Genomic DNA, 3529 nt, shown 5'->3' with positions numbered 1-3529 from the left:
CCGCCCGCCTTGAAAAAAGATGAAAAAATGGTTGCGTTGGGCCGGCTTATAGCGGACGAACTACATCAAACAGTAGAGCAGACAAAAAAGAATATCATATACGCAAATATAAACGAGTTATCGGAAACGTGGCTTGACGTATTGGCGTATGACCTCCATGTAGATTGGTACGATTACGATTACCCGATAGAAGCGAAAAGGGCGATTATCCGGGATAGCGTAAGAGTGCATCAAAAATTAGGCACAAAGGCAGCTGTTGAAATGGCTTTAGGTGGAATACACCCAAAGAGTGAGATAGAAGAATGGTTTGACTACGGAGGAAAACCGTACAGATTCCGTATTGTACTTGATACGACAGAATCAAGGGTTGCAGCAGACTATGACGAGATTATAAAGACGGTTGACATATACAAGCGTTTAACGGCTCATTTAGACGGTCTTTATTATCAAGGGTCTATTACTGTGGTAGTAATGCCTAAAACGGAATTTTGGCTATATTCCGTGCCTATGACAGGGCAATTAAAGACAGGCACAGAACCACATAGAAATACGGTTGGTGCGGTCGAAAATGCGGTTATAGATGTAATGACACAGGCAGCGGGATATACGGCAGAATTTACGCCAACAGGAACAAAGCCGGACAGAAATATTACATTTGCAACAAAGGATACCGAGATTGTGACCGAATCGGACACAACAGGATACCAATATACGAGCAATCAGACAGGACAGGCGAAAGCCGGAACGATACCGCAGAGAAACACGGCAGGAGGTGTAGCACAGGAGGGGATAACCGCACAGGCTACAGGACAGGCGTATAAGTTTGATTCAGACCTTACAGGAACGAAGCCGGATAGAAATATGCAGTATCAAACGGCGGATGTGGCAGCAGTTGGAGAAACAGAAGCACAAGCCTATCCATTTGAAAGCATCTTTACAGGAACAGTACCCGACAGGGCGGTAACTGTAAAGAACAGAGATATACAGACGGTGGCAGACACCGAAACAGAACAATACCCTTATGAAACAGATATGACAGGACAGAAAAAAACAGGTACAGAACCTTATACAAACACAAAACCCGGAATATCTGATAAGGGAATGGCAACCACGGCAGAAACCGAAAGCTACCAATACGAGGTAAAGCGTTGCGGTAAGAATCGGTTATAGCAAATAAAAGTAAAGGAGAGTAAAGAAATGCTGACAGAAAGAGCCTTAGAGAGTTTCAAGCAGTTTGTAGAAACCAATATTGCTTACGCTATGGTCGAGTATGGCGGTACTATGCACAAGGCAAAAATCTTAACAAGAGAACGCCTAAAAGACGGCAGGGTAGCGTTGAGTATTTCCATTACCCCGGAAGTATCGGGGACCACAACAATTACGAAAATTCAGTTGTACGATACGGCTAGTAAGTTGTGGGCGGAAAAAAGCGAAGCAATCAAGTTAAAAGGTACGCAACAGGGCGTGTTGTACCGATTCAGTTTTAATTTTAAGGAGGAATAGAGCAAATGGGATTATTTAAGATTTGGAAAGACCATGTAACGCAGTATTCCAACCGCTACAGGGAAGTGCAGAACGCAGACGGAACTATTACACACGAAGCCGTAGAGGGCGAAGTAGTGCAGGAGGGAACACCGCAGAACGCACAGAACTTTAACGACTTGGAAGAGAGGGTATTATCCGCCGGGTTAATTGCCAATCTTGCAATGCTTAAACTTGGTGCAGCAGAAGGCAGGATTAAGGGATTGCAGGGAGAGATTGTAGAAGCAACCCTTACCAATACAAAATCATACCCTTTTAACAATTCCAAAAAGACCCTTGCACTTGCTACGCCAAGGGGCAATTTGGACTATACCGTAAATGTTGAAGCGGAAGCAAAGGACGCAGGAGGTGTAGGAGAAATCCATATTACGGATAAGCAGTTAAACGGATTCAAGATTGAATATACCGGGGCCGCCAAGGAAGTAACGGTAAAATGCACAGTACAGGGAGGTTACGCATAATGGCAAATGTAATTATCAAAAGTGACGAAAGAAAGGCAAATACGGCAGCAGTATTACAGGCTTACGGAGTAAGAGGTAATGCCACAGCATCACAGAGAGAAGCAGCAGAACACATTGCGGTGCGTTCACAGGAAGCCTACGCAGAATTAAGAAGAATGGGAGGTAACAGATAATGGCAGCAGCAAAGATTATTGTAGTTGAGAAAAACGAGGGCGAGAAAATCGCCTATGACGTATCCACGACAAAAATTATTTTCGGAGATGATGATTTAATGGTAAACATCAAGAACCGAGAGCGTGACGAAGAGGTAACACTTGATATTTGCAAGGATACACAGGACGGCTTAACTGTTGGCGTGAATACCGAAGCAAGGGAGTATGTGGCACAGGTCATTATCCCGGCAAGGGAATATGAGATTGTGGATACAGGAGAAAAGGACGAGGACGGAAAAGCTATTACAAAGCGTGAACCTGTACCGTTCGATATGAAGAAATGTACGCTTGTATTATGGGCGTTAATTTAATTTTAAGGAGGATAAAATACAATGGCAAACTTTGACGATTTACAGGGTGCAGTAGCACAGTTTGGTGCAAACAACAAGGTAATTTTTGATGATACCGGGATGCCTAGCATTATGGTAGCAGTACCAAAGGCAAAGTATAGTGATGTAATCACAGGCGGAACAGATGAAACATTACCGTTTTGGATTATGGACGGAGAGGAAAAGAGCGTAATTTATGTGTCTAAGTTCCTCAATATCGTAGAAAATGACCGTGCATATTCTTTAGGCGGATACCTGCCTAGAAACTATATCAACTTTGACCAGTCTGTAGCAGCTTGCAAAAAGAAAGGTGCAGGTTGGCACTTAAATCAGACAGGAGTATTTGCGTACCTTAACCTGTTATCACAGAAAATGAGTACCGTACCACACGGAAACACAAACTACGGCAAGGATTATTACCACCCTTACGAGAGGGGAACAATGCCACAGGGAGAAACACAGAGAACACTTACGGGAAGCGGACAGCCTACATGGTATCACAATCACGATATGTCGGGAATTGCAGACATTAACGGAAACCTTTGGGAGTGGACCGGCGGATTACGCCTTATGAATGGAGAAATTCAGATTATTCCTTACGGTAACTCTATGAAACTTGATTGCGATATGTCGGCATCAAGCACTCTTTGGAAAGCGATTAAACCGGACGGAACTTTAGTAGAACCGGGAACGGCAGGAACATTAAAAATCGACCGTACAAGTGCGAGTGATGCAACATTGCGTATCAATACAAGCGTTACCACACAGACAACAGACAGCAATGATACATCAGAGGTATTTAAGAATGTAAAGGCGGTTTCCGGGGTAGCAATCCCTAAGTTACTCGTTGCACTTGGATTATTCCCGGACAGTGGTGTAACAGGATATGGCAACGACAAATTTTGGGCGAGAAACAACGGCGAAAGGTTGCCTTTCCGTGGGTCGGCGTTCAACAATACTTCCAATTCGGGTCCGTCCGCTCTCA

Annotated in this window: 6 protein-coding genes; all 6 read left to right on the top strand. The window is 44.0% G+C overall.

Annotated features, from left to right (window positions below; genetic code table 11):
- Positions 1-1170: phage tail protein I (locus tag ACQY63_RS12245; protein WP_428245311.1), on the top strand; the 1170-nt coding region annotated here is incomplete at its 5' end.
- Between the two features lie 27 nt (positions 1171-1197).
- Positions 1198-1503, top strand: a complete 306-nt coding sequence (locus ACQY63_RS12240; protein ID WP_005359633.1) for a hypothetical protein — start codon at positions 1198-1200, stop codon at positions 1501-1503.
- A 5-nt stretch (positions 1504-1508) separates the two neighbouring features.
- Positions 1509-2003: a hypothetical protein gene (locus ACQY63_RS12235; protein ID WP_178591218.1), complete on the top strand. Its 495-nt coding sequence runs from the start codon at positions 1509-1511 to the stop codon at positions 2001-2003.
- The gene (locus tag ACQY63_RS12230; RefSeq protein ID WP_173794394.1) at positions 2003-2176 is read left to right on the top strand and encodes a hypothetical protein; all 174 of its coding nucleotides are present in this window, start codon (positions 2003-2005) and stop codon (positions 2174-2176) included. Before ACQY63_RS12235 ends, ACQY63_RS12230 begins: the two co-directional genes overlap by 1 nt.
- Complete coding sequence (locus ACQY63_RS12225) at positions 2176-2526, top strand: hypothetical protein (protein WP_215684184.1); 351 nt, start codon at positions 2176-2178, stop codon at positions 2524-2526. Before ACQY63_RS12230 ends, ACQY63_RS12225 begins: the two co-directional genes overlap by 1 nt.
- 21 nt (positions 2527-2547) lie before the next feature.
- A partial coding sequence (locus tag ACQY63_RS12220) for a hypothetical protein (RefSeq protein ID WP_428245310.1) occupies positions 2548-3529 on the top strand: 982 nt, incomplete at its 3' end.

It is taken from the genome of Eubacterium sp. Marseille-QA0814 (assembly GCF_965119675.1).
Lineage (GTDB): Bacteria > Bacillota > Clostridia > Lachnospirales > Lachnospiraceae > Eubacterium_G.
Note: the sequence above shows the minus strand (reverse complement) of the source record. Positions and strands in the feature narration are given on the sequence as shown.

Excerpts from the sequence above, each read along its gene's own strand:
- ACQY63_RS12240 (WP_005359633.1), top strand. The coding sequence starts at position 1,198 with ATGCTGACAGAAAGAGCCTTAGAGAGTTTCAAGCAGTTTGTAGAAACC.
- ACQY63_RS12235 (WP_178591218.1), top strand. The coding sequence starts at position 1,509 with ATGGGATTATTTAAGATTTGGAAAGACCATGTAACGCAGTATTCCAAC.
- ACQY63_RS12230 (WP_173794394.1), top strand. The coding sequence starts at position 2,003 with ATGGCAAATGTAATTATCAAAAGTGACGAAAGAAAGGCAAATACGGCA.
- ACQY63_RS12225 (WP_215684184.1), top strand. The coding sequence starts at position 2,176 with ATGGCAGCAGCAAAGATTATTGTAGTTGAGAAAAACGAGGGCGAGAAA.